The sequence below is a fragment of the Catellatospora chokoriensis genome, from assembly GCF_011297315.1.
GTDB lineage: Bacteria > Actinomycetota > Actinomycetes > Mycobacteriales > Micromonosporaceae > Catellatospora > Catellatospora citrea.
The window spans coordinates 1-24221 of record NZ_JAAOTI010000052.1 but is presented as its reverse complement, the minus strand read 5'-3'; the positions used below and the strand labels follow the sequence as shown (position 1 = coordinate 24221).

Here is a 24221-nt window from a genome sequence, read left to right as displayed (position 1 = left end):
TCTCGTACCCGCTGATCTTCCTGCCGTTCATCAGCTCGGCGTTCGTGCCCACCGCCACGATGCCCGCCCCGGTCCGGGCCTTCGCCGAGAACCAGCCCGTCACCTCGATCGTCAACGCGATCCGGGCCCTGTTCGACCAGCAGCCCGTCGGCAACGACATCTGGATCGCGCTGGGCTGGTGCGCCGCCATCCTCGTGATCGCCTACGCCTTCGCGATGCGCGTCTACCGCCGCAAAGTCTCCTGACGGACCAGCACAGGCCGCCCGGTGTCACGCGGGCGGCCTGTAATCGTGTCGCACGCTCGTGACGCGCGGCGATGATCTCGACTCTCCGCACATCGGCCGCTGTCGTGAGGACGAACGCCGACAGCGCAGTGGTTTGTCGCGACGCGATTCAGGGCAGGCGGGCGGCGGTGGAACTCACGGGTCGACTGGATCGGGCTGCTGTTCCAGGTGGGCCTGGCCGCGCTGGGTGTCGCGCTGCTCGCCGGTGTCCGCGGTCGCAGTGCGGTGTCGGGCGCATCCGGATCTGGGCCGGGGCGCTGACGTCCCGGCCCGATTCAGGTCAGTCGCGCCGGGCGCGGCGGGCGTCGCGCTCGAAGTCGTCGGCGATGAGGACCGTGGCGACCAGGCCCGCGACGACGATGCTCAAGAACCACGTGGCGTCGTCAGTCAGCCAAGCGGTGAACGGCGCATAGGCTGCCATCAGCAAGAACGCGACCCACAGGCCGCGCCGCTGCACGCGGCTCAGAAATCCGGTCATCCGGAAAGGGTGCCATCGGCACATTACGATCCTGGACCCTCTTTCGGATGATTCTGCGGTCGAACCGGTACATGAGCCTGGCTCGACGGCAAGAGCGACGGCCGGTCAGGCATCGACCGCGGTACGGCCTCTCCTTCTGCCGGGCGCACAGTTGTCCGCGCCGACATTCGTGAACGCGAGTCCTCACGACCCCGCGAGGGTCGGCGGCGGTGCGGCGAACACCGCCACGGGCGGGTCGTCGGGGTCGTAGCGGTCCGACAGCCCTTCGAAGGTCATCCCGGCCTTCTCGGCGACCCGGCGGGAGGCAGCATGTTCCGGGTGGATAGCGCCACCAGCCGGTCGATGCCGCCATGCCGGGCCTGGGCCATCGCCCCGATCGCGAGCTCGGTCGCGTAGCCACGCCCCCAGCAGTGCCGGGCGAGGTGCCAGCCGACCTCGTGCTCTCCGGCCGGGCCGCCGGTCGGGCGCACGTAGACGTCGCCGACGAACCCGGCGTCGTGCGTGGTGACAGCCCAGAAGCCGCAGCCCGGGCCACGTCCGGCAACCGCCTGCCAGCGTGGGATGTCGGCGATGATGACCTCGATGTCGTCCGGCGGCTCGTCGCCGGTGAACCGGCAGACCTCGGGGTCCGCCCACATCGAGAAGGCTGCGGGGGCGTCGGTGGGCTCGAACGGCCGGACCGACAACCGCGCGGTGCGGAAGACGACGGTGGACACCGGGAAAGACTACGGCGACGGCACGCCGATGTCCGCCGCCACGTTGTCACCCGGTGGGGTCAGCGGAGGTTTCAGCCCGCGCGAGACGGGGAAGTGCGATCGGGTGCTCACCCCCGGAAGAATCGAGCGGCAGGCATGACGACAGCCCTGGCTCTGCGACCGCCGACGCTGCGGTCGGCCGCGGATCTCGACGATGCGGCACTGCGTGTCGAGCTGGCCCACGCCCACGCGGTCGGCAGCGCCGCGAGCCTGCGTGTCATCCCGCGGGACCGGGCCATGCTGCAGACCCGGCTCGCTGAACTCGATGCCGAGTACCTGCGGCGCTTTCCAGCTGCGGCGGCGACGTGGCCGTGGCCCCGCTGAATCGCGCCGTCCCGAATCTCAGGTGACCGGCCTCCGGCCTGCTCGGACGCGGATCGGCCCCGGCCAGGGCCGGGGCCGATCCACTGCGGGTGGTCAGGTCGCCGTGTCCCGCGTGGATCTCGATCGCGCGCGTTCCGGCGGGTGGTGTGGTGTTGCCCTGTCAGAGGCTGCGCGCGGTGATGTCGCCGTGGGCGGTGGTCGCGCGGATGTCGAGTGCGGTGGCGCCGTCGTTCCGGAGGTTGTTGCTGATGCGGCCGTAGCCGGTGCCGGCGTCCAAAGCGGCCGAGACCCCTGCGGCGGCGGTGACCGAGATGTCCCCGGACTGGGTGCTGAGCACCACCGCGCCGCGCACGGCCTCGGTGATGCGGATGTCGCCCCGTGCGGTGCTGATCTCCGCGGGACCGTTGAGCCGGCCGATCTCGACGTCGCCGTCGATCGCGGTGAGGCGGACGCTCGCCGCCTCGTCGATCTTGATCTGGCGGTAGGCGCCTTCGAAGGCGACGTCGCCCAGGCGGCCGACGCCGCGCAGCTCGGAGCTGGCGGCCTTGGCCTCGATCCGGGATCCGGCGGGCAACTTGACGGTGACCTCGAGGGACCCGGTGGGGCCGAGGAGCCGGCTCGTGGGGTCTGGAGTGTGGATCCGCAGGACGCCGTCGGCGTAGGTGACGGTGGTCTGCGCGGCGAGCTGGACGTCGCGGCTCTTGGCGGGGTTGGCGGGCAGCACCTCGACGGTGGTGTCGGCCCGGTCGGCGGCGATGAGCTGGATGCGCCCCGCGGGGATGTCCAGGACGGCGGAGATGGCGGCGGGGGTGTCGAACTTCTGCATGATGCTCTCCTCGTGAGCTCGTTGTTTCCGATACTAGAAACGCTACGTTGCGTTCGACAACCTTGCAACTAGTTCGTTGCTCTCAATCGTTATCAGTGCAGGTGATTGCCCTGATTTCGTTGCAACGGGTGTTGAGCTAACGCAATGCCGAGGGAGTCGATCGTTGCATTGGATTGGGTGTGAACGCTACGTGGCCGGTCGGGAAGACGGCGAGCACCGGTCCCGCTCGGATGATCGAGCGCTCCTCATCGGCCGGTGTGGAAGCTGCGCTCAGTGGCTCCGTTCGTCCGCGGTGAGCCCGGCCTCATATCTGTGCCGAAGCAGGGTCGGGGCAGCGGCGACCCGGGCCAGTGCCGATCGGTCAGGCCCGGCTGCCGGCTCGGCGGCGGGCGAGGGCCGCGGTGATGGGAATGGCGGAGCAGAGGCCGCTGAGCAGGATGGCGGCGAGCGCGCCGAGCACGGCGGGCTGGTCGTTGAAGGCGATCCCGATGGCGGCCAGGGCCGGGCCGAGGTTGCGTACGGCGGTGACCGCGCCCATGGTGGTGCGCCGGGCCGATGACCCGGTGGACAGCAGCGTGCCCAGGCCGAACGCGAGCGCCGCGAACAGGAACCCGGCCAGCAGCGCCCGCGAGCCGAGCAGGTCGACGACATCCTTCCAGCTGCCCAGCAGCATCCCGGCCAGCACGATCAGGAACGTCACATTGGAGACCTTGACCGTGGCCGGGTGCCAGGCCAGCGCGGTGTCGGCCGTGTGGTGGCGCAGCAGCAGGCCGATCGCGAACGGCACGAGCTGCAGGATCGCGACGGTGCGCACCAGCGTGCCGACGTCCAGCGAGATGCCGCTGCCCACGTCGGCCGCGGTGAGCAGGACGTTGGCGGTGAGCGCGAAGGTGACGCTGCCGATGGCGGCGAGCAGCACCTGCATCGCGGCGCCGGCGGTGACGTCGCCGCGCTGGATCATGCCGAGTTTCGCCCCGAACGGGCCGCCCGGCGAGGACGCGATCAGGAGCAGCGCGATGAACGGCGCCGCCGCGAGGTGGAACAGGGCGGCCAGGCCCCAGCCCAGCAGCGGGATGACGACCAGGTTGGCCAGCAGCACGAGGGCGAGCAGGGGCACGTCGGTGAACGCGGTGCGCAGCGCGGGCAGGGTCGCGCCCAGGCCCGCAGCGAACATGGTCGACGAAATGAAGATCACGGTTATCGCGTTGAGCAGCAGATGCAGCGTGTCCACGTGGTCTCCTGCCGGTGGTCCGGGTGTCAGTCGGTGAGCTCGCCGAGCCAGCGCAGCGCGCTGAGGCCGGGCATGAACGCGTACTCGCCGCCGCGGGTGGTGACGAAGCGCGGCACGGCGGGCAGCCGCCTGCGCACCGGCCGGCGGGGGATGGTGAAGTCGGACAGGCCCTCGCCGGACCCGACGATCGGGTCGCGTGCGCTGCCGCCGCCGAAGAACACGCCGTCGTTCATCCACTGCGACTGCGCGAATTCGAACTGCCGGCCCAGGTGCGCGCCGACGAACGCGAAGATGAGCCCGCGGTCGGCGCCGTCGTCGTCGCGCACGCCCTCGGGCAGCGGCGGGCCGTACGCGGTGCCGCGCCTGATCATGCGGTGCAGGCGGGGCTCGCCGGCCACGGCGGAGTCGCGGGGGTTGGCGCGGCGGACGTGGCTGCCGCACGGGGTGGCGAAACCGTCCGGGTCGTCGTCGCGGAAGAGGAACGCGTTGTTGCGCTCGCGGTCCGCGCCGAGTTCGGGGTCGTCGCGCTGCGGGCAGAGGGCGAGCGGGGCGCCGCTGCGCCAGCGCCCCATGAGCTTGGCGGCGAGCTGTTCCTCCTCGGCGACTCCGGGTGAGTTGTCCCGCAGGAAGCGGCGGAACCCGGCCACGTCCTGGTGCAGCTTGCGGAAGGCGACGTAGCTGCCGTTACGGCCGAGCACGTCGGGCGTCGTGGTCTGCACGCCGCCGAGCTCGTCGGGATAACCGAGCACGAACTCGCCTGCTTTGAGGGGCTGTTCCAGGGGATTGGAGCCGGCGATGCCGCTGCCTTCGACGGCCGGGTGGCTGATGCCGTCGCGGTAGCCGAACGGTTCGGTCTCGGTGGGCAGGGCGTGGCAGTTCTGCCGCCAGATCGCGGTCACCCCGGCCAGGCGCTCGTACGCGGGCCGGGCCCGGCCGATCGCGGCTTCGAGCCGCGCCGTGTCGGGGGCGAGCGCGACCAGGACGACGTGCACGTCCGGGCTGCCCAGCGGTGTCTCCCAGTGTTCGGGGGCGCTGCCGGCGGTGTCGCCGAGCGCGGTGGCGCGGGCGGCCATGCCCTGGCGGAACTCCCAGGCCATGGTGTCCAGCGAGGCCTGCGGCACGCCGAGCGCCCGCAGGCCCGAGCAGGTCACGGCGACGCTGACCCAGGTCTCGCCCAGCGGGCTGGCGCTGTCGGCGGCGCTGGTGACCACGGCCGCGACGCGGCGCATCAGCTCCCGGCCGTCGGCGCGGTCGTCGACGCGGAACAGCAGGTAGGTCGCCGCGTAGGGGGACGGGCGGGGGCTGAGCACCCCGCGCTGGATGTCGTGCAGCTCCACGCTCCGCCTCCCGTGCCGCTAGAGCGTCACGACGTTGCGCCAGAAGTTGCGCAGGCTGTCGTCGGCGCCGAACAGGGTGCTGAAGATCGTGGAGTCGGCCATCAGGATGTCGCCGGCCCGCTCGCCCGCGGGCGGCAGCCACAGGAACATGTTGAACTCGGTGTTTCCCGCCTCGGTGAACGGGTGCGGCCGGGACAGGTCGATGGGCTGGCGGCCCAGCACCCGTACCGCCTGCTCGTCGGTGGTCGTCACCGCGTAGTGCGGCAGGTGCATGTGGAAGTTGAAGCTGGTCACGTCGGCCAGCCAGCCCTTGGTGTCGAGGTCCCGGTTGATCGACAGCGGCGCGATGCGCTTCGGGGCGGCGACGGCCGGGCGCAGGCCGTAGCGGTTCTCCACCGGCACGCCGAGTGCCTCCATCAGCGAGCGGGTGTACCGGCCGAAGCGCTGCTGGCGCGGCACCAGCGCGTCACCGTGGTGGTGGTACTCCACGTCGCGTACCGCGAGGTCGTCCCCGGCGCCGACGTCGTGGTGCGGGCCCAGCACGAGACGGGTGCCGTCCCTGCCCACCCACTCGCGCAGCGCCTGCACCTCCTCGGCGGTGGCGTCCTGGCCGGTGACCATGTGGTCGAGCCCGAAGACGAACAGGGTGTCGGTGTCGGCCAGCACTCGCTCGTCGAGCGGGGTGACCACACCGGCCTGGTCGACACGTTGGTACATCGCCACCGGGTGGCCGGTGGTCTCCGCGACGAAGTCCTGGAACGGCACCCAGGCCCAGAAGAACAGCTCCAGCGCGCCGGCGATGCCCTGCTGGAAGCGCATCGGGTCGGACCACTGCGGGTCCTCGTACGCGGGCCAGGTGACCCGGCGCACCTCGGTCATCGTGGAGAAGCGGTTGTCGAGCTCGGCCGGGTTGCGGCCGGCTTCGGCGGGATAGCTCCATGCCACGTAGATGCTGACCCGCCGCCGCCCGGGCGTGTAGGGGCGGGGCTGGTGGCGGGTGTTGTAGACGCGTGCGGGGCGCTGGTCGCTCATCTGGTGCGGGTCCTCACTGCAGCTGGTCGAGCATCTCCGACAACGCGTTCTTGATCTTCAACGCCTTCTTGATCTCGTCGGCGGTGACGTACGGGTACTCGCCGTACTCGATGAAACTGGGGCACTGGTGCTCGCGGACGAAGCGGATGAACGCCTCGGGGTTGGTCTTCCAGTCCTCCGGGAAACCTTCGAGGTTCTCGAACGCGGTGTTGACCCCCGACCTGGTGAACAGGGCGACGGCGTCCTCGGTGTACTTGTCGAAGTCGGTGTCGAAGATCCCCTGGTACATGAACCGGGTGTCGTCGTCGAACAGGACCCACCGCAGGTAGTGAAGCTTGAGCGGGGCCAGCAGGTAGGGGTCGGCCTCCAGCGCCTTGGCCAGGGTGTTGCCGTACTCGCGCATGACGTCCGCGCGGCCGGGTTTCACCTTCGCGATGATGGTGAACCCGTAGCAGGCCGGCGTGCGGGGAAAGACCGGGCCGTACTTGCCCTGTTCCAGGTGGCTGGTGTCCTTGGGGATCACCATTGCCGCAGGCTTGATCTCCATCGCGCTTCCCATCGCAGGCACACCCCGTGGTCACGGTGGCGATCAACCGATTATGTCTTCATACCATCTGAAAAATATGCAAATCGGCTCGTATGAAGTCGTGCGACCGACCCTCAGCCGACATGGGTCGCGGCGGTCTTCGGTAGCTTCGCGGCCGCCCACAGACCGGCGATCGCCACCACGGCGAGCACGGTCATGGCCAGCCCGTAGGCGCGTCCGGGGGTCGCCGTGATGCCCGCGACGAGGATCGTGCCGGCGACGGCGGTGCCCAGGGACGACCCGAGGTTCGACACGCTGCGCGACAGCCCGGAGATCTCGCCCTGCTGGTCGTCGCTGAAGCTGGACTGCACGATGTTGACCGACGGGGTCAGCATCAGCCCGAGCCCGAGGCCGATGAGCAGCAGGCCGGGCGCGAACGCCCAGACGCCGGGGGTGCCGGTGACCAGGGCGAGCAGCACGATCACGCCGACCGCGGTGAGCACGAAGCCGGCCTGGATCAGGGTGCGCTGCGGGCGGCGCTTGGCCAGGCGCTCGGCCGCCAGCGACGAGATCAGCAGGCCGACCGTCGCGGCGGTGAAGATGACGCCGGTCTGGATCGCGTCGTAGCCGCGGACCACCTGCAGATACGCGGCCACGGTGAAGGACGTGCCCATCAGGATCAGCCACTGGGCGTTCTGGGTGACGAGGCCGAAATTGGAGGTGCGGTTGCGGAACAGCGAGGTGGACAGCAGTGGTTCGCGGCCGGCGCGCTCCTGGGCGCGCACCCAGCGGAAGAACAGGTACAGCAGCAGCACGCCCGCGGCGATCAGGCCGAGCATCAGCCAGACGTTGTCGTCGGCGGCGAGGATGCCGGCCACGACGAGGATGAGCCCGGCGGCCGACAGCACCGCGCCGCGGGTGTCGAACGGGCGGGTCGGGTCCGGCGGCAGCGGGTCGAGCACCTTGCGGCCGAGCACGACGATCACTCCCACCACGACCGCCTGGAACACGAACGCCCAGCGCCAGCTCAGCGCCGAGGTGATCAGGCCGCCGATGAGCGGGCCCGCCGCGGCGCCGACGCCGCCCATCGCGCTGATCAGGCCGAAGGCCTTGGCCCGCGCGGCGACGCCGGTGAACAGCAGCGTGGTGAGGATGTAAACGGGCGGGATGAGCAGCGCGGTGCCGACGCCCTCCAGGATCGAGTTGCCGAGGATGAGCACGCCCAGCCCGGGTGACGCGGCGCTGAGCAGCGCGCCGATGCCGTAGAGGGTGAGCCCGGCGAGGAAGCAGCGTTTGCGGCCGTACCGGTCGGTGAGCTTGCCGCCGGGGATCATGAGGGCCGCCATCACCAGCAGGAAGATCGTGATGGCGATCTGCACGCCCTGCACGGTCGTGTTCAGGTCCGTGCTGATGTCGTTGATCATCACATTCATGTTGGAGCCGGCGAAGCTGCAGATGAACTGAGCCAGCGCGAGCGGGACGAGCATCTGCCGCAGCGACCCCGCCGGCGGTCCGGCGGCGGTGGACCCGGCCGCGGTCATGGCTGCCTCCTCGATCGCCCGCACACCTGGGCCGCGTCGAACTCGGTCCGGGCCCGCAGTCGGCGGAACCTGTCAGGGATGTTCCTAGGGTAGTCAAGCTGTCCGATTCATGCCCCTATACCGGATAATCGCCGCCGCCCGACCTTGCCGGTCAGATGGCGCGTGGTTGCGTTTTTGGTGTTTGCTGCGGCACGGTGGTCGGTTGCGTGAGGCCGGCCGGGTCCGGTGAGATCGTCCCACCGGACCCGGCCGGCCTCGTCACGCGATCTGCTACGCGATGACCTTTGCCGCGATCTCGGCGGCGATGGCGACGACCTGGTCCCGGCTGAGCGCGACGGCTGAGCTCACCGGTGCCTTGGCGGCTGCGCCGGACTTGGCGGAGCCGAGTTTCGTGGTGTGCTGCACGTAGAACTGCCGGCCGTCGGCGAGCGTGATCTCCATGGTGTACGCGGCCACCGGGCCACCGTCTCGCCAGGTGCCGAGCACCATCCGGACGCCGTTGGCCGCGGTCACCTTCTGGCAGGTCGTGGCAAAGTCGACGCAGGCGGGCATGGTGCGCCCCGCAGGCATGACCCAGATGCCGAGGGCGCTCCGGCGACCGTCCAGCGACATGTTCCCCCCGCCCCGGAACAGGATGCCCTCGTCGTCCGGCGACTTCTCGGTGTAGCGAACCGCGGGCCCGGTCAGCCAGGTCGCCTGCGGTGCCGACCGCTGCACGGCCGCCAGCAGCTCCGCGGTCAGGCGCTCGGCCGTCGTACGCGCACTCTCCTCGGTGTTGTAGACGAGCCGGAAGCCCGCCTCGGCCGACGTCGTGGGAGCGGGCCGGGCCACCGGGGGTCCGTCCTGGCCGGCGGGGGGCTGCAGGGACAGCCCGGCGACGGTGATGCTCGCGAGCGTGACCACGCCGGCGGCGCCGACGAGCCGCCGCAGGCGCGCCCGGCGCCGTTCCCGGCGGACGACCTGTTTCACGTCGATGGTCGACGGCGGCTTCTCGCCGATCACCTCTTGGAACAGCTGCTGGGTCATGCTCGGCTCCCTACGGGTACGACCAGGTGGCGCAGCGCGTGCAGGCCGCGCGCCGACTGGCTCTTCACGGTGCCCTCGGAGATGCCGAGAGCGCGGGCGGTCTCCTCGACCGAGTAGTCGAGGTAGAAGCGCAGCACGAGCACGGCCCGCTGTCGTGGGCCGAGCGAGTCCAGTAGCCGGGCGAGCCCGTCGCGGTCGACGACGGCGTCGGGCGAGTCGGCTGCCGGGACGCGGAGCCGCTGCTCGTCGAACTCGTCGACGGACTGCTCGCGACGCCACGGGCGCTTGCCGTGGTCGATCCACGAGCGCGTGAGCACACGATGGGCGTAACCGTCGGGATTGTCCGCCCGGCTGACCTTGCGCCAGTGCCGGTAGAGCTTCCCGATCGTGACGGCGACCAGGTCGTCGGCGTCGTGCCAGTTGCGGCACAGCAGGTAGGCGGTGCCCCGCCACCGGTCCATGCGCGCGACGACGAACGCCTCGAATTCTTCTTCGTCAGGTTTTGTCACACGTCGTCTCCTACGTCGTGAATCGTGGCTTCACCGGGGATGACAGAACGTGTGCCGCCATGGGTTGCACGGGCCGCCCAAGGATGATGCGGGGTCGGTCCGCCGCGCGGCCGTGAACTCGAATCGGGCCTGGCGCAGAGACATGGGTGTCAGGTCGGATTCGGTAGGAGGGACCACAGTGCATTGGCGACAGCAATGACGGCGACGGCCGAGCACGCCGGGGACGCGGCGGCCATCGCCGCGTCACGGCACGACGCCGAGGCGTTCGGCGTCATCTACGACAGGCACGCTGCCGGGCTGCACCGGTACGCGTACCGACGGCTCGGACCGGAGTCGGCCGAGGACGCGGTCGCGGAGACCTTCCTCGCGGCGTTCCGCCACCGCGGCCGGTACGACCTCGCCCGCGAGGACGCCCGCCCGTGGCTGTTCGGGATCCTCACCAAGGAGATCGCCTGGCGGTGGCGGACCGAGCAGGCCAGATACCGGGCGCTGAGCCGGGCCGCCGAGGGTGAGGCCGCCGAAGGGTTCGCCGATGAGGTCGACGCGGCGGTCAGCGCCCAGGCGGCCCGGGGCGCGCTCGCCGACGGGCTGGGCCGGCTCGCCGCGGGCGACCGCGACGTGCTGCTGCTGATCGCGTGGAGCGGCCTGAGCTACGAGGAGGTCGCGCAGACCCTGCAGATCAAGGTGGGCACGGTGCGCTCCCGGCTGCACCGGGCACGTCGCAAGCTGCGCGAGGCGCTCGGCGAGGACACGATGACGGACTTTTTCGAGGTGGAGCGATGAACGAGATGAAACTGCTGGACGAGCTCGGTGCGGCCCTGGACCCGGCCGGTCCGCCGCCGCAGGACCTGCGCCGCCGGGTGCTCACCGCGGCCGTACGCCCGCAGCCGTTCTGGCGCCGCCTGCTCGGCGGGCGGGCCAGGACGCGGGTCGCGATCGTCGGCGGGCTGGCCGCGGTGCTCACCGCGGGTGTCCTGGCGGCACAGGTCATCCCGATCGGCGGCGGCGAGCCGGCTGCCCAGGCGCAGGCCGCGGACATTCTCGCCGGCGCCGCGGCCCAGGCCCGGCTCCAGCCGGAGGTGCCGGTGCGCGGGGACCAGTTCGTGCGCGTGGAGTCCGTCGCGACGGTGCTCGGCATGAACGAGGCGACGAAGCAGTCGTCGACGAGCACGATCACTCGCCAGGTGTGGCTGTCGGTGGACGGGACCCACGACGGGCTCATCCGGCAGCGGCCGCGCTCCGGCGGTGGCGACTGGACGGACACGGCCCTGCCGGGCTGCCGCGACGGGGTCATGACGCAGACCAAGGGCGGCGTCACCGGCACGCAGGCGTGCACGCCGACTCCGGCGTACGTCGCCGGGCTGCCGACCGACCCGGACGCGATGCTGGCCTACCTTTATCGTGGCGTCGACGAGCATCCGAACAAGAACCCCCGCGACCAGCAGGCGTTCTCCGCCGCGGTGGACCTGGTGGATGAGGCGTACCTGGCGCCCGCGTCGCTGGCCGCGGTGTTCGGCGCCGTGGCGAGGATTCCCGGGGTGAGCGTGGTCGGCGAGGTGACCGACGAGGCCGGCCGCGAGGGCGTGGCGGTGGCCCTGCGCGAGGTGCAGGGCACCCGCACCGAGCTCATCTTCGACCGCGGCAGCCACGCCTACCTCGGCACCCGTACGGTCGCGCTGCACGACGGCGAAGGTCTGACGGCCGGGCAGGTGCTCTACTCCAGTGCGGTGCGGACGGTCCGGATCGTCGATCGCGTCGGCGCGTAACGCGCGATCACCCAGGCGGGTCGCGGCGCTCCTGGCCGCGGCCCGCCGCATCGTTTCCGGCGCATATCTATATGTTCTGTTCACCCTTTCCGGGTAGTTCGCCCGGTTCGGGTCGGCCACACGTCCGCGCTGCTCAGCTGCCCTATGTGTCGGCGGTAATGCACCGTGTTCTCTATGCCACTTTCCGTATCCGATGCGGCAGGGTTGTTCGCGTGGCCGCAACCGGACGCCTCCCGGCGATCCGCGCAGCGGCACCGGACCCAGGAGGCCGCCCGTGGTGCACCAGCCGCTGACCCGGCGCACGCTCGCCGTCACCGGTGCGCTCGCCGCGGCCATGGTGGTCGCGGCCGGCGCTATCGCGGCCGCGACTCCGGCCTGGCGGGGCAGCGCGCAGGCGCCGGTCGACGGCCGTGCCGGACGGTGGCCCACCACGCCGGCGACCGCCGTGCCGACCGTCTCCGCCGATGCGGCGACGCCGACGGTCAGCTCAGCTCAGCCAAGCCCTGACCAGCCGGACGCATCCACGTCCACCAGCCCGACGCCATCAGCCGCGGCCGGCCCGGAGCCGTCCGCCGAGGACGCGTCCCCGGCCCCGGCACCGGGTTCCGCACCACCCGAACCCGCAGCGACCGAAACCGCGACGGCCGAGCCGTCGCCCACTGTCCCCGCGACACCCATGTCCGCGGCGTAACACCTCGTCAACCACCAGCCGGCGCGTCGTGTGGACGCGTGGGCCGACCCACCCTGCCCAGGAGGACACCATGAAGCACGTCAAGCACACCAAGCGGACCACCGCCATCGTCGGCACGGCCATCGTCGGCACGGTCATGGTCGCCACCGCGGCATGGGCCGTCTTCGGCTCCACCATCGTGGCCGGCGCCAGCGGCGGGGCCGAGCAGGTCAGTGCGATCACCGTCGTCGGGCAGCAGGTCAGCACGACGTTGCTGCCCGGAGAATCGTCGGACGTGAACCTGGCCATCACCAACCCGAACGGCAACGTGCGGGCGCAGATCACCGGCATCACGCCGGGCTCGATCGTGATCGAAGGGATCCCGCAGTCCGCCATGGACACCTGCGACGATCATTTGATCACCAACCAGGGGGCGCTGCCTTCCCCGCTGCCGACGCTGGGCAAGAACGGCAGCACCACCGTCACCGTCGGCGGCGGGGTGAAACTCGCCGGTGACGCCCCGCTGACCTGCCAGGGCATGACGTGGACGACGAACTGGAACGTGACGTTTCAGGCTGTTCGCTGACCGGGTGGCGGCGGCGACCGGCGTGCTCCCGGTGACGGGTGGTCCCGACGTCGTGTCGCTGCTGATCGCCGGCTTCACCCTCGTGCTGCTGGGGCTGGGCAGCCGCTGGTGGGCCGGGCGATGAGCACCGCCGGCACAGCCGATCAGGCCCGGCAACCGCGTCAGGGGTTGCCGGGCCTGAGCTGATCTTCGGGGATGTGGACCGAGCCCATCGAGATCTGCCGGCGTACCCGGAAGCCGAGTCGCGCGTACAGGGCCTGCGCGGCGGTGTTGTCGTGGGTCACGTGCAGGAACGCAGACTCGCCGCGCTCGCGCATACCGGCGATCAGCGCCCGGACCAGCCGCACGGCCAGGCCCTGACGGCGGTGGGCGGGGTCGGTGCAGACGGCGCTGAGCTCGCTCCAGCCCACCGGCCGAAGGCGCTCGCCGGCCATCGCCACCAGCGCCCCGCCGCGGCGGATGCCCAGGTAGGTGCCTAGTTCCAGGGTGCGTGGCGTGAACAGGCGGCCGTTGCGGTGCCGGGCGACGAACGCCACGATCTCGGGTATGTCCGCCGGACCGAGCCGCACCGCCTCGTCGTCGTTCCGGGGCTCGACGCCGTCCTCGACGAGCTGCAGGCCCGGACCGACGCCGGTGACCTTCCAATCGTCGTGCGGGGCCACCACGATGCCGGCGATCGGGGCCTGCCCGGGGCCGATCAGTGCGGCGGCGTCCGCCCAATCCTCGGCGGTGGTCGGATGCGGGATCGCGATGAACCTGGACAGCTCCGGCGGGTAGCGCACGATGCGGCCCCGCCGCTGCGCCAGGTGGGCGTGCGGGCCGGTCAGCGCGGAGCGGACGGGGTCGTCGAGCGGATGGGTCACCGAGCCCGCCGACCCGCGTGCCAGATCACCGCGCCGAGCACCGCGGTCCAGACGGTCAGCGGGTCGAAGCCGAGCCGCTCCGTGCCGCCGACGCCCAGGCCCAGGTGCAGGCCGGTGGCGAACAGCGCGCAGCCGGCCATCCCGACGACACCCATGGCCAGCGAGAAGGCGCGCTCGCGTCGCCGCTCGCGCGGGGTGGCGAGGCCGATCAGCAGCGGTCCGATCGCGCCGGGGAACTGCAACCCGGCCCCGATCAGGTGCACCGGCATGTTCACGTCGCCCGGGGCCAGGCCGACCAGCATCGCGCCGACGCCGCTGACCGCCACCAGCGCGAGTCCCGCCCCGGCCAGGCGCTGCGGCGGCCAATACCGCCGGGTGGCCGGCGCGCCCACCGTCGTGCACAGGCCCACCAGCACGAACGTCGCGTTCATGAGGACGTGCCTGGGGGAGCAGAGGAAGGTGCCCGGCCGCCAGGATTCCGTGGTGGGCAGGCACCGGGCGTTGCCGAGATCGCTGATCGTGTTGTCGAGGAAGCTGTACGCCGGATCCCAGGCCGCCGCGACGACCGGCTGCACCAGGAAGTAGGTGATCGTCAGCATCCAGCAGACCGCACCCAGCCGCTGTCTCATCACATCGAGGTTAGACCGGGGAGTCCAGTGCCGACACCGGACTCCCCGTGCCCGTCCGGGTTCCCGCAGGCAGGCAAATTGTCCTACCGGAACCGGCGCGGTCGCGGTTACGTTCGGGCGCATGGACCGCCTTTCCGAGATCACCTTCCGCCTGCCCCGGACGCCCGAGTCCCGCGCCTTCCTCGACGGGCTGCGCCTGCTGCTGGCCGATGTGCCGTACGCGGTTGCGGCGGGCACGCCGGCCGATCGGCTGACCCTCACCCCGCCCGCGCCACACGGCGCGCTGCCGGTGACGACGTTCGCGCTGGCCGACGTGGCCGCGCCCGAGGTCGCCCTGGACACCGGTCACGTCCTCGGCGTCAGTCGCGGCCCGCAGACCGAGGCGGTCATCCTGCCCGGCCGGGTCGAGCTGGCGGAGCTGACCCGCCGCCTCGCCGGCCACGTCCGCCGGGTGGACCACACGGGTGTGAACCTGCCCGTCGGCACCCCTGACCAGGAGTGGGCGGACCTGGTGGGCGCCGTCGCGGCCGGGTCCGCGATGTACCGCTACCCGACCGGCGAGCAGTGGCCGTTCGTGCTGCCCGCGACGGCCGGGGAGCTCGACGGCGACATCGGCGACTTCGTCGTCGGCCGCGAACCGAGGTTCGAGCTGGTCCAGGAGCAGCGGCTCACGCAGACGTCGTGGCAGTTCGCCCTGTGGACCGACCTGACCCGGGCCGAGCTGGAGCTGCTGTTCCCCGAGCCGGAGGGGCTGACCTTCCCGGGCCTGGCGGACGTCTTCCGTGTCGTCCCGGTCCGGCACCCCTGGCCTGGCCTAGGCATCCGTTTCGACCTCTGCTATCGGGGCGAAGGCGGGCCGTCCGACTGGGAGACCGGCGAATGGCTGGTCACCGAAGGCGGCCGGATCGGCTGACGCTGCCGGGACAGCCCAGCGTCAGGAGTTGAGCGGACGCCGCGCGACCAGCAGCAGGTGCGTCACCGGCCAGTCCAGCGGGCTGCCGTCGAGGTCGGTCAGGGCGGCCACGGGCGCGATCCGGTTGTCGACGATCCAGTCGTTGCGGCTGGTCCCCGAGGCCGGGTCCAGCTCGAATCCGACGTCGGTGAGCAGCCGCCGCCAGTCGGCGTACGCCATGCCGCAGAACTGCTCGCGGGTCTCCGACAGCCAGCTCGCCGTGTAGTCCTTGCGGGTCAGGTAGTCCATCGCGTCGCCGAGCGCCAGCCGGACGGTGTCGCCGACCGCTGTGTGCGGCACGGGGAACGCGAAGTCGACCGCGAACTGGTCGAAGCGGGCCCGCGTGGACAGGCCGGCCACGTACGCCGCGACCTGTGCCGACGGCAGTCCGGCGAGGTCGGGGCGCGGCCGGTCGGGGTTGTCGCCGTCGCCGCGCTCCAGGCGCAGCAGCACCTGCCGGTCGCGGTCGTCGGGGCCGCAGACGTCGCTGTTGATCCAGACGCCGCCGGGCGCGGTGTGCTCGTAGATGGCCTGGGCGAAGGCGCGTAGCGATTTCTCCTGGTCACCGTAGGACCAGATCTCGTGGGTCAGCGCGAAGGTCAGCGTCGTGTTGATCGACCGGGCGGGAAACACCGCGCCGCCGAGCACGTTGCGGCGGTAGAAGAACACGTTGGGGTTGGCGAAGACCCCCTGCGCCTTGCGGTGCACGCACTCGTCGAACAGGTGGCGGGCGACCTCGACCCCGATCAGGTCGCTCTCGCGCAGGGCCGGTTCCCGGTCGGCCAGTTCGAGCACCGCGCCCGCGCCGCAGCCGATGTCGACGACCCGGCCGGGCTGCACGTGCTCGCGGGCCACGGCCCACTTGCGGGCGGCGCTGTCGGCGAACGCCTCCACGTAGGCGCGGTAGTCGCGGGTTGTGGTCAGCCCGCCCTCGTCGCCGACGACGGGGTCGTTGACGACGGTGCGTACGGTCTCGACGAGCCGGTAGCGGTCGAAGACGTCGACGGTGGCGGGATGCGCCAGCTCACGCCACGCCTCGTCACCGGCGGCCAGTCGCAGCAGGACGTCCCAGGGGCGCTCGGCGGCGGGGGCCTGCCCGGCCTCGACGGGGTCGATCGAGAAGCCGAGTCGCTCGTACAGGGCGGCGACGTCGGGGGTGGAGCAGGCCACGACGGTGTTGTGCGGGGTCAGCTCGATACCGGTGGCGACGGTGATGTTCTTGAGGGTCACCTCGGCGAACCGCGGGGTCGGCGGCATGTCGAACACCGGCACCACCACCGAGCGCAGCGTGGTGATCGCGCTGAACCGCTCGATCGCCGCCTCCCGCCGGTGGTAGGGCACCGGGTTGCGGCGGGTGTTGTCGTGGTTGGCCGAGGTCACCGCCCAGACGATGGTCGCGCCGTGCCGGGCGGCCAGGGCGACGAGCCGGCCCGCCTGGAAGCGGGTCAGCAGGTGGTGGCGTCCGGGGAACAGCACGTATTCCATCCGGACTTGATACCGCACGGGGCGGCCGGCCCGCTCACCGCGGGTTCGCCGTCCCGTCGCACGACTATGCTGGCTGAGGCATTTGCCCGTTTCGGCGGTTCCGGGAAAGTTCTCGGCCCCGGACCGATGAGTTTCGCGGGCGGCAGCGGTCTACCTGGACATGACCCGAGAAGGAGTTGCTCCGATGACTGAGCCGAAGACCTACACCCTCGACGTTCCCGGCGCGGTCCTGCACTACGACGTCCGTGAGGACACCGACAGCACCGAGCCGGTCCTGCTGCTGATCGGCTCGCCCATGGACGCCCGCGGGTTCGCCACGCTCGCCGGCTTCTTCCCCGACCGCACCGTGGTCACCTACGACCCGCGCGGTGCCCAGCGCAGCGTCCGCACCACGGAGGCCGGGGAGTCGACCCCCGACGTGCACGCCGACGACCTGCACCGGCTGATCGCCGAGCTCGGCGGGGGACCGGTCGACATCTTCGCCAGCAGCGGCGGGGCGGTCAACGCGCTGGCCCTGGTCGCCGCGCACCCGACCGACGTGCGCACCCTCGTCGCGCACGAGCCGCCGGCGGGGCAGGTGCTGCCGGACCGGGAGCGGGCGCTGGCCGCGATCCGGTTCATCAGCGACCTGTACCAGGCCAAGGGTTCCGGCGCGGGCATGGCGGCGTTCATCGCCGCGGTCGGCCACCAGGGTGAGTTCCCGGCCGACTACGACGTCGCGCCGGACCCGGCCCAGTTCGGCATGCCGGCCGAGGACGACGGCTCGCGTGACGACGTGCTGCTCGGCCAGAACCTGATCAGCTGTACGCACTACGAGCCGGACTTCGACGCGCTGCGCGCCGCGCCGACCCGGATCGTCCTGGCGGTGGGCGAGGAGTCCGCGGGCACGATGGCCTACCGCGGCGGGGTCGCGGTGGCCGAGCGGCTCGGCACGGAGGCGGTCGTGTTCCCCAGCAACCACGGCGGCTTCATGGGCGGCGAGTTCGGCATGCCGGGCAAGCCGGAGGAGTTCGCCGCCAAGCTGCGCGAGGTGCTCGCCGAGAACGCCTGACGGCCCCGGGCGGGGCGGCCTTGGCGCCGCCCCGCTTCCTGCCGCGATCTCCGTGCCGGATGGCCGCTTGATCAGGCGGTGCGGGTGAAGTCCATGACCCAGTTGAGCCGCCAGGTCGCGCCCTGGTCGTAGGAGAACGACTGCTGCCACCGGGCGGTGTCCGCGCCGTCGCGGGTCCACTCGAAGCGGACCTTGACCGGGTGGCCCCCGAGGACGTCGTCGCAGTCGAAGACGCCTCGCCCGTCGCGCCAGGCGCCCTCGACGGGCGGGTCCAGGTGGCCGGGGTTGCGGCTGGACGCCCACCAGATCCGCCAGATGCCGGCCTTCGGGTCGAACTGCCGCAGGGTGAATCCCTCGAACGGGTCCTCGCCGGGCGGGGCGTCGGACCACATGCGATCGACGTGGCTCAGGCCGCCGAGGATCGGCTCGGCGTGCCCGGTGGCGTCGAACTCGATCCACTCGGTGCAGGCCGGGTCGGTGACGTCGCGCAGCTTGCGGTTGCGGATCCGCCACCGGCCGAAGATGAAGTCGAAGTCGGAACGGCCGTCGTTCATGGTGGTCTCCCGGGAACGGAGGGCGGATCGGTCGTTGCGATCATGCCGGTGACCACCGACGTTTCGGGCTCGCCGACCGGGTCGGCGGTCAGCCGCCCGGCTCCAGGTCGGCGAGCGTCTCGCGCAGCCACGCCAGTTCGGTCCGGCTGGTGGCGGTGGCGATCGTCATGAGTCCCTTGCGGAACGGGTCGTCGAAGTCGGCGGCGCGCAGCGGGCGGTCGCCGTCGTAGAAGAAGCTCGCGGGCGTGGTGAGGAACGCCAGGCGGCGGCGCAGCGGGCGGGCCTGCGCGGCGGGGTCGTCGAGGTGGCGCAGGAACGCCAGCAGCACGAACCAGTGGTTCTCGTCGGTGATGAAGGCGTCGGCCGGTTCGCCGAGCAGGGCGGTCAGCCGGGCGCGGCCGGCCTCGGTCAGCGAGAGCATGTGCCGGGGCGCGGCGACGCTGCCAGCCTCCAGGCGCCGGGTGAGCAGGCCCGCCGCTTCCAGTCGCTTGATCGCCGGGTAGAGGGTGCCGTCGGCGATCGGGCGGACGTGCCCGGTCAGCGCGGCGATCCGTTTGCGGAGGTCGTATCCGTGCAGTGAGCCATCGCACAGGAATCCCAGGATCGCCAGTTCCAGCATGCTGCTATCTTACCTTCTGCACGAGATACCTCGCACACGATGTATAGGAGCGACGGATGCGCGACGCGGTGGTCACGACGGCGGGAAGCCGGATCCGATGGGTGGAGATCCCCGGGGCGGAGCCGACCCGGGTCTACGTGCACGGGCTGGGCGCCAGTTCCCCCGTCTACTACGCGGCGGTGACCCACCATCCCGCGCTGGCCGGACGCCGGTCGCTGCTGATCGACCTGCTCGGGTTCGGCATCAGCGACCGGCCCGCCGACTTCGGCCACACCCTGCCGGAGCACGCCGACGCACTGGCGGCGGCGCTGGACGCGGCCGGCGTGCGCGACGCCGAGGTGATCGGGCACAGCATGGGCGGCGCCGTGGCGATCCTGCTCGCCGACCGCAGACCCGACCTGGTGGCCCGGCTCGTCGTCGCGGAGGCGCCGCTGGATGCGAAGCCGACGGAGAACCCGCCGGCGGGCAGCGTCTTCGCCCACACGCCGGAGACGTTCCTCGCACGGGGATTCGCCGAGACGCTGGAGCGGGTGGGCCCGTTCTGGGCCGCGACGATGCGGCTCGCGGACCCGCTCGCGGTCCTCGGTAGCGCTGTCGGCCTGGCCCGCAACACCACGCCGACGGTCCGGGAGACCCTGGCGAAGCTGACCCTGCCCCGGACCTTCCTCGCCGGCGACCGCGGCGAGGAGCTCCGCGACGCCGATGGACTGCGGGCAGCCGGGGTACGCGTGGTCACCATCGCGGACTCCGGGCACAACGTGATGATCGACAATCCGGACGCGTTCGCGCGGGCGGTCGCCGGGGCAGCCTGACCCGACCGCGCCCGCCGATCGTGGAGCCGGTGCGCAGCGGTGAGACCGCACCGGCCGTCCACGGCGGGCCTCCGGCCGCGACCGGCGTTCAGCCTGGCCGCGGCCGGGATCCCTGCTACGGAGTCGTCAGGTCGAACCGGGACACGGTCACCGAGCCGCCGAGCGACTGGGTGGCGTAGTTGAAGATGCCGTAGCGGTAGCCCATGAAGAACTGCCAGGCGTTGTTGAGAGTGAACGCGGAGCCCAGTGAGGTGAAGTTGGTGCCGTCGGTGCTGTAGGAGAAGCGGGCCTGGCGTCCGCTGCCGGGTCGGATGTCGGCGTTGGCGCGCAGCCAGATCCGGCCGCCGGAGACCGCCGCGGAGGCGTTCTCGGTGCCGGTGCCGGTGGTGTTCCAGCTGCTGTCCATGGTCAGTCCGTTGGTCATCACCACTCTGGTGGTGCCGTTGTCGCGTTTGACGCCGATCCAGGCCGAGGAGTCGCGCAGCATGGCGAGGCCGGCCCGGTCACCGTCGCGCATGGTCGAGTAGTCCATCTCGATGGTGGCCGTCGAGGTCGGTCCCTGGATGCGGTGGGTCAGGGTGTTGCGGGCGTTGTAGAGGTCGTTGGTGACGGTCGCGGTCTGCAGCCGCAGGCCGTTGTTGACCGTGTACCGGCTGGTGTCGGGGTTGTGGTTCCACTCCCACTGCGGGCCCAGCGCGGTGCCGCTGAACGTGTCGGTGCCGATCATGGGTTTGACCGTGCGGGTGGGCAGGTTCGGCTTGGGGTAGGAGGTGCCCCAGGCGTTGTTGACGAGCTGGATCTGGGGCCAGCCGTCGCTGGTCCAGGTCACCGGCGCGAGGACGGGGACGCGGCCGCCGGGGAAGGCGTCGACGAAGGCCATGTAGTACCAGGCGCCGTTCTGGGTCTGGACGAGGCCGCCCTGGTGGGGCACACCGCCGCCGGAGATCGGGCCGGGCAGGTTGAGCAGGAGCTGCTGCATCGTGTACGGCCCGAACGGGCTGGACGACTTGAGGATGTACTGCCCGTTGGCGGGGCGGGTCAGGAAGATGTAGTAGCTGCCGTTGCGCTTGTAGAAGCGGGCGCCTTCGAGGGTGCCGACGGACGACGGGGTGGTGAACACCTGCTGGGTGCGCACCTGGCTGAGGCCGTCGGTCGACAGCTGGGCGACGCTGATGTTGCTGTTGCCGTAGGCGACGTACATGGTGTCGTTGTCGTCGACGAGCAGTCCGGCGTCGTAGTAGCAGTTGTTGATCGTCGACCGCTTGGTCCAGGTGCCGTCGACCGCCGTGGCGGTGTAGACGTAGGTCTTGTTGAACTCCATGCAGCCCATCCAGTAGAAGGTGCTGTTGGAGGGGCGGTAGTTCAACGTCGACGCCCAGATGCCCTTGACGTAGGCGCGTCCGTTGCCGTTGAGGTTGTACGCGCTGGAGTGGTCGAGCGTCGGCACCGAGTGCCCGGCGAACTCCCAGTTGACCAGGTCGTACGAGCGCAGGATCGGCGCGCCGGGGGAGTAGTGCATGGTCGAGGCGGAGTAGTAGTAGGCGTCGCCGACCCGGATGATGTCGATGTCGGCGAAGTCCTGCCACAGCACCGGGTTGGTGTAGTTGCCGCCGCTGGGCGGCGGTGAGGACGACGCGCTGGGGGTCGGGGTCGGGTTGGCGCCGACCCGGACGAGCTGCCATTGCTGGTTGTTGCCGCCCCAGTCGTCGTACTGGACGATGTTGGCGCCGTCGGCGGTGGAGGCGTTCTGCACCTCGAGGGCCTTGCTGCTGTTGCGGTTGATGAACCTGACGTAGCCGTCGGCCGAGTCGGCCAGCCGCCACTGCTGGTTGGTGCCGTTGCCGTCGGCCCACTGGACCACGGACGCGCCGTTGGCGGTGGAGAGGTTGTAGACGTCGAGGACCTTGCCGGAGTGGCGGGACTTGATCCGGTAGTAGCCGTTGCCGGAGTCGACGAACTGCCATTGCTGGTTGTTGCCGGTGCCGCGGGTCCACTGGGTGATGCGGCCGCCGTCGGCGGTGGAGAAGTTGTACACGTCGAGGGCTTTGCCGCTGTTGCGGTTGACCAGGATGTACCACGCGCTGGTGTCCACCGTCGCGGCCTGCGCGCTGCCGGTGCCGAGCACGACCAGGCCCGTGCCGGCCAGCACGGTGGCCAACACGGCGATCAACGCGGTGCGCCAGCCACGTCGCCGGGGCGGGACTTGCGGGATGGTGCCGATGCCGCTCACGGCATCCTCCTCGTCTCATGGCCGCGATGGGCCGGGAAATGGGGTGTCGCAGGTCGCCGCGGACGTCCGCGGCGTTCGTCGGCTTCGGTCGCCGAGCAGCTGAATGACCGCCGGTGCGGGGATGCGGCGGTCCCCGCACCGGCGGTTGATCATGGTGTGGCGGTCTCGCCTGGTGTCATCACCGTGACGTGGCCCCGGTCAGGGTGCCGAGTGCGATGGACCGCTGTGCCACGAGCCCGACGTCGCGGGCGACGGCGCTGACCGCGGCCGTGACGGATCCGACCCGGACCAGCTGCCATTGCTGGTTGGCCCCGCCCCAGTCGTCGTACTGGACGATGTTGGCGCCGTCGGCGGTCGATGCGCCCTGGACTTCGAGGGCCTTGTTGCTGTGCCGGCTGATGAACCGGAGGTAGCCGCCGGAGGAGTCGGCCAGGCGCCACTGCTGGTTGTTGCCGTTGTTGTCGGCCCACTGCACGATCGCGCCGCCGTTGGCGGTGGAGAGGTTGTAGACGTCGAGGACCTTGCCCGAGTGGCGCGATTTGATCCGGTAGTAGCCGTTGCCGGAGTCGACGAACTGCCACTGCTGGTTGTTGCCGGTGCCGCGGGTCCACTGGGTGATGCGCCCGCCGTCGGCGGTGGAGAAGTTGTACACGTCGAGGGCTTTGCCGCTGTTGCGGTTGACCAGGATGTACCACGCGCTGGTGTCGACCGGCCCGCTCGGCGTGGACGGTGACGTCGACGGCGCGGGGCTGGACGGGGTCGTGCTGTTGAGGGCGTTGAGGGTCGAGGTGTACGCCGCCTTCTTGTTGCCGGAGGAGTCGAACAGCAGCGGGTTCTGGCCGGTGCGCCAGGAGTCGCTGTCGCGGATGCCCCACACGGTGATGCCGTTGCAGCGGGAGACGGCCAGGCAGGCGCGGGTGACGGTGGAGTACACGTTGGCCTGGTTGGACCCGGAGATGTCCAGCTCGGTGATCTGGACGTCGACGCCGAGGTTGGCGAAGCGCTGCAGGTTGGCCTGGTAGTCCGAGGGGACCGAGTTGCTCAGGTGGGACTGGAAGCCGACGCAGTCGATGGGCACGCCGCGGGACTTGAAGTCCTGCACCATGTTGTAGATGCCGGTGGACTTGGCGTTGATCCCGTCGGTGTTGTAGTCGTTGTAGCAGAGCTTCGCGTTCGGGTCGGCGGAGCGGGCGGTGCGGAACGCGACCTCGATCCAGTCGTTGCCGGTGCGCTGCAGGTTCGAGTCACGCCGGCCGCCGCCGCTGCCGTCGGCGAACGCCTCGTTCACGACGTCCCAGGAGTGGATCCTGCCGCGGTACTTGGTCGCGACCTGGGTGATGTGGTTGACCATCGCCGAACGCAGCGCGCTGCCGCTCATGTTCTGCGCCCAGCCGGGCTGCTGGGAGTGCCAGACCAGGGCGTGTCCCCGGATGGCCATGCCCCGGCTCTGGGCGTGGCTGACGATCCGGTCGGCATTGGTGTAGCTGAAGTTGTTCTGAGACGGCTCGGTGGCGTCCCACTTCATCTCGTTCTCGGCGGTGACGGAGTTGAACTCGCGGTTGAGGATGCCGACGTAGGTGGAGTCACTGAGCTTGTAAGCGGCGATCGCCGCGCCGAAGTAGCGGCCGCGTTCGGCTGCGGAGGCGCCGAGCGTGGTGCCCGCGCTGGCGGAGTTCGCCAGTGCCACGGTGGTCAGCGCGGTGGCGGCCACGAGCACGGTCGCGGTCAGCGCCGCGCGGAACGTGCGGCCGTGGGGTGTTCGTCTCATGTCGTTCTCCTGGGAGCGGTGGGCTGGTCCGTGGAGGCCCGCCGGGGCGGGTGCCCGGGCGGTGCGGTAGGACGTCGGTGGCGCCGGTCGGGTGGGCATGGGCGTGCCCATCGGCCGGCCTGGTGCTGCCGCCCGTCTCGTCGACACGGGCGGGCGGGACGGATCACCCGCCGGCCGGGTGCCCCGAAGATCGGGAGACGGGGCACCCGGAGCCGGTCAGGCGGATCTGGTCGACGACCCTCAGCGCTGCAGGGTCAGCAGGCCGGGTCGGTAGGGCAGCAGGCCGTAGTCGCCGCCGGAGTTGGGCGACCGGCCCTGGTAGAGCAGTTGCAGTTGGCAGGGGTCGATGGTCATGGTCTGGTCGGCG

26 protein-coding genes are annotated in these 24221 nt (G+C 71.1%); 9 read left to right on the top strand and 17 right to left on the bottom strand.

Annotated elements, in window-relative coordinates; translation table 11 throughout:
* Window positions 1-245 (top strand): ABC transporter permease (locus HAV39_RS41080; protein ID WP_191844484.1); only part of this gene is annotated, 245 nt, incomplete at its 5' end.
* A 319-nt stretch (window positions 246-564) separates the two neighbouring features.
* Here the strand turns inward: HAV39_RS41080 and HAV39_RS41075 are convergent.
* Window positions 565-762, bottom strand: a complete 198-nt coding sequence (locus HAV39_RS41075; protein ID WP_239121050.1) for a hypothetical protein — start codon at window positions 760-762, stop codon at window positions 565-567.
* Between the two features lie 272 nt (window positions 763-1034).
* Complete coding sequence (locus tag HAV39_RS41070; RefSeq protein ID WP_191844482.1) at window positions 1035-1478, bottom strand: GNAT family N-acetyltransferase; 444 nt, start codon at window positions 1476-1478, stop codon at window positions 1035-1037.
* A 135-nt stretch (window positions 1479-1613) separates the two neighbouring features.
* Here HAV39_RS41070 and HAV39_RS41065 point away from each other — a divergent pair, with 135 nt between their 5' ends.
* The gene (locus HAV39_RS41065) at window positions 1614-1841 is read left to right on the top strand and encodes a DUF6158 family protein (protein WP_191844481.1); all 228 of its coding nucleotides are present in this window, start codon (window positions 1614-1616) and stop codon (window positions 1839-1841) included.
* Between the two features lie 160 nt (window positions 1842-2001).
* On the opposite strand, the gene HAV39_RS41060 is transcribed toward HAV39_RS41065, so the two are convergent.
* The 8 genes from HAV39_RS41060 to HAV39_RS41025 form a co-directional block, all read right to left on the bottom strand.
* Entirely contained in the window at window positions 2002-2667 is a 666-nt protein-coding gene (locus tag HAV39_RS41060; RefSeq protein WP_191844480.1) for a DUF4097 family beta strand repeat-containing protein, read from the bottom strand.
* Between the two features lie 361 nt (window positions 2668-3028).
* Entirely contained in the window at window positions 3029-3898 is an 870-nt protein-coding gene (locus tag HAV39_RS41055; protein ID WP_191844479.1) for a bile acid:sodium symporter, read from the bottom strand.
* 26 nt (window positions 3899-3924) lie between these two features.
* Complete coding sequence (locus HAV39_RS41050) at window positions 3925-5235, bottom strand: Dyp-type peroxidase (RefSeq protein ID WP_191844478.1); 1311 nt, start codon at window positions 5233-5235, stop codon at window positions 3925-3927.
* Between the two features lie 18 nt (window positions 5236-5253).
* A complete protein-coding gene (locus HAV39_RS41045; protein WP_191844477.1) occupies window positions 5254-6267 on the bottom strand; it encodes a hypothetical protein in 1014 nt (337 codons plus the stop codon).
* A gap of 13 nt (window positions 6268-6280) precedes the next feature.
* Window positions 6281-6814, bottom strand: coding sequence for a hypothetical protein (locus HAV39_RS41040; RefSeq protein WP_191844476.1), 534 nt, complete (start codon window positions 6812-6814; stop codon window positions 6281-6283).
* A 113-nt stretch (window positions 6815-6927) separates the two neighbouring features.
* Window positions 6928-8334 (bottom strand): MFS transporter, encoded by a 1407-nt coding sequence (locus HAV39_RS41035; RefSeq protein WP_203736749.1) that lies wholly within the window; start codon window positions 8332-8334, stop codon window positions 6928-6930.
* A gap of 270 nt (window positions 8335-8604) precedes the next feature.
* Window positions 8605-9360 carry a hypothetical protein gene (locus tag HAV39_RS41030; protein WP_191844475.1) on the bottom strand — a complete coding sequence of 252 codons (756 nt, stop codon included), beginning with the start codon at window positions 9358-9360 and terminating at the stop codon, window positions 8605-8607.
* Window positions 9357-9869, bottom strand: a complete 513-nt coding sequence (locus HAV39_RS41025) for a SigE family RNA polymerase sigma factor (RefSeq protein WP_191844474.1) — start codon at window positions 9867-9869, stop codon at window positions 9357-9359. The genes HAV39_RS41030 and HAV39_RS41025 overlap by 4 nt, the downstream gene beginning before the upstream one ends.
* A 195-nt stretch (window positions 9870-10064) precedes the next feature.
* On the opposite strand from HAV39_RS41025, the gene HAV39_RS41020 reads away from it, so the two are divergent.
* The 4 genes from HAV39_RS41020 (at window position 10065) to HAV39_RS41005 (ending at window position 12891) form a co-directional block, all read left to right on the top strand.
* Entirely contained in the window at window positions 10065-10652 is a 588-nt protein-coding gene (locus HAV39_RS41020; RefSeq protein ID WP_191844473.1) for an RNA polymerase sigma factor, read from the top strand.
* Window positions 10649-11635: a CU044_5270 family protein gene (locus HAV39_RS41015; protein WP_191844472.1), complete on the top strand. Its 987-nt coding sequence runs from the start codon at window positions 10649-10651 to the stop codon at window positions 11633-11635. The genes HAV39_RS41020 and HAV39_RS41015 overlap by 4 nt, the downstream gene beginning before the upstream one ends.
* A 274-nt stretch (window positions 11636-11909) precedes the next feature.
* Window positions 11910-12326 carry a hypothetical protein gene (locus HAV39_RS41010; RefSeq protein WP_191844471.1) on the top strand — a complete coding sequence of 139 codons (417 nt, stop codon included), beginning with the start codon at window positions 11910-11912 and terminating at the stop codon, window positions 12324-12326.
* A gap of 70 nt (window positions 12327-12396) precedes the next feature.
* Window positions 12397-12891: a hypothetical protein gene (locus tag HAV39_RS41005; RefSeq protein WP_191844470.1), complete on the top strand. Its 495-nt coding sequence runs from the start codon at window positions 12397-12399 to the stop codon at window positions 12889-12891.
* A gap of 161 nt (window positions 12892-13052) precedes the next feature.
* Here HAV39_RS41005 and HAV39_RS41000 read toward each other — a convergent pair whose 3' ends face one another.
* Window positions 13053-13754 carry a GNAT family N-acetyltransferase gene (locus tag HAV39_RS41000; RefSeq protein WP_203736750.1) on the bottom strand — a complete coding sequence of 234 codons (702 nt, stop codon included), beginning with the start codon at window positions 13752-13754 and terminating at the stop codon, window positions 13053-13055.
* Window positions 13751-14383: a DUF998 domain-containing protein gene (locus HAV39_RS40995; protein WP_191844469.1), complete on the bottom strand. Its 633-nt coding sequence runs from the start codon at window positions 14381-14383 to the stop codon at window positions 13751-13753. The genes HAV39_RS41000 and HAV39_RS40995 overlap by 4 nt, the downstream gene beginning before the upstream one ends.
* Window positions 14384-14504: 121 nt before the next feature.
* Here HAV39_RS40995 and HAV39_RS40990 point away from each other — a divergent pair, with 121 nt between their 5' ends.
* Complete coding sequence (locus HAV39_RS40990; protein WP_191844468.1) at window positions 14505-15296, top strand: hypothetical protein; 792 nt, start codon at window positions 14505-14507, stop codon at window positions 15294-15296.
* Window positions 15297-15317: 21 nt separating this feature from the next.
* Here HAV39_RS40990 and HAV39_RS40985 read toward each other — a convergent pair whose 3' ends face one another.
* Window positions 15318-16820, bottom strand: a complete 1503-nt coding sequence (locus HAV39_RS40985) for a class I SAM-dependent methyltransferase (RefSeq protein WP_191844467.1) — start codon at window positions 16818-16820, stop codon at window positions 15318-15320.
* Between the two features lie 184 nt (window positions 16821-17004).
* Here HAV39_RS40985 and HAV39_RS40980 point away from each other — a divergent pair, with 184 nt between their 5' ends.
* Window positions 17005-17871 (top strand): alpha/beta fold hydrolase, encoded by an 867-nt coding sequence (locus HAV39_RS40980; RefSeq protein ID WP_191844466.1) that lies wholly within the window; start codon window positions 17005-17007, stop codon window positions 17869-17871.
* A 71-nt stretch (window positions 17872-17942) separates the two neighbouring features.
* On the opposite strand, the gene HAV39_RS40975 is transcribed toward HAV39_RS40980, so the two are convergent.
* Window positions 17943-18425, bottom strand: a complete 483-nt coding sequence (locus HAV39_RS40975) for a hypothetical protein (protein ID WP_191844465.1) — start codon at window positions 18423-18425, stop codon at window positions 17943-17945.
* Window positions 18426-18513: 88 nt separating this feature from the next.
* Window positions 18514-19044, bottom strand: coding sequence for a PadR family transcriptional regulator (locus tag HAV39_RS40970; RefSeq protein WP_191844464.1), 531 nt, complete (start codon window positions 19042-19044; stop codon window positions 18514-18516).
* Between the two features lie 56 nt (window positions 19045-19100).
* On the opposite strand from HAV39_RS40970, the gene HAV39_RS40965 reads away from it, so the two are divergent.
* Window positions 19101-19856, top strand: coding sequence for an alpha/beta fold hydrolase (locus HAV39_RS40965; protein WP_191844463.1), 756 nt, complete (start codon window positions 19101-19103; stop codon window positions 19854-19856).
* A 115-nt stretch (window positions 19857-19971) separates the two neighbouring features.
* Here the strand turns inward: HAV39_RS40965 and HAV39_RS40960 are convergent, their stop codons facing one another.
* Window positions 19972-22086, bottom strand: coding sequence for a family 43 glycosylhydrolase (locus tag HAV39_RS40960; RefSeq protein WP_425321558.1), 2115 nt, complete (start codon window positions 22084-22086; stop codon window positions 19972-19974).
* A 178-nt stretch (window positions 22087-22264) separates the two neighbouring features.
* The gene (locus HAV39_RS40955; protein WP_191844462.1) at window positions 22265-23854 is read right to left on the bottom strand and encodes an endo-1,4-beta-xylanase; all 1590 of its coding nucleotides are present in this window, start codon (window positions 23852-23854) and stop codon (window positions 22265-22267) included.
* Between the last annotated feature and the right edge of the window lie 367 nt (window positions 23855-24221).